This window comes from Gordonia sp. B8661-1 (genome assembly GCF_059427765.1).
Genome location: NZ_JCAHRL010000033.1, coordinates 1 through 918, shown reverse-complemented (window position 1 = coordinate 918; position 918 = coordinate 1). Strand labels below are relative to the sequence as shown.

Genomic DNA, 918 nt, shown 5'->3' with positions numbered 1-918 from the left:
GGAACATTATAATTCACCGTCGGCGGCTTCGGACCATCCTTCGGACGCATATCCGCCTCCGTCACCGCAGCAGGCAAACCATGACCAGACGCGGCGTGGTTAATTGCGTTCACGTCTTCCGTCGACAGGTAATCCTTGCCGGCCTTCTCCAAAGCCTCTTTCAACGACTTGACCGTCTCGATATGTTCGTTCAACGCGACTCTAAATGAGCCGTCACCGTTATCCGCTCGATCTGAAAGACCTGAAGCCAATTGACCACCCGAGGGGATCGAGTTGAATCCATCACGGAAAGTAAGGTTAGGGATGTAATTTCGCGCGTCGTTGAGTACTTGCAGCAGCTCCGCGCAAGCCGTGATCGCCGGCTTCAGTCCTTCCTCGGAGAAGGCCAAATTGCTACCTGCCGATGCAAACTCGGTCCTCAGCGCGGACATATCAAGCTTCTCTACCTTTGAACCACCATCAGCCATAACACCCTCCTACAGATATCAGATTCACTTTGGAATAAACGGATAAGCCGCCTTCACGAACTCTCGTACCAGCCAGTCAGAACTAGGCCCCTGCCCTGTCGGAATGGGGATTGCAGTAACCAGGACGGAACCATATGAAGTCCCCCACAAAATCTGACGACCCTCTTCGCCCGGCTGCATATCCGCGATCACCGCAGGATGCCCATCACCCACCGTAAACTTAGTCGGGTTATTGATTGATCGATTGCGACGGGACTCGTCAAACGGGAAGTTCGTCAAAATCAGATTCACACCATAACCCGGCGTGTCATAGTCAAATGATGTGCGCACAAAGCTGCACCCCCGCTGCGGTTCAAGATTATCGATCACTCGGGGTTTCGGATTGAATTTGAAGGGTTCCCACACCGACTTCGGCAACGAACACGGCGCCCACAACTCCATCCACGGCGCC

2 protein-coding genes are annotated in these 918 nt (G+C 53.8%); both read right to left on the bottom strand.

Going from position 1 to position 918, the window contains the following annotated elements:
• Window positions 1-467, bottom strand: a 467-nt coding sequence (locus tag AC4JJG_RS21465; protein WP_495405852.1) for a hypothetical protein, incomplete at its 3' end; no start/stop codon positions are given.
• Window positions 468-491: 24 nt separating this feature from the next.
• On the bottom strand, window positions 492-918 hold a 427-nt coding region (locus tag AC4JJG_RS21460), incomplete at its 5' end, for a DUF3558 domain-containing protein (RefSeq protein ID WP_495405851.1).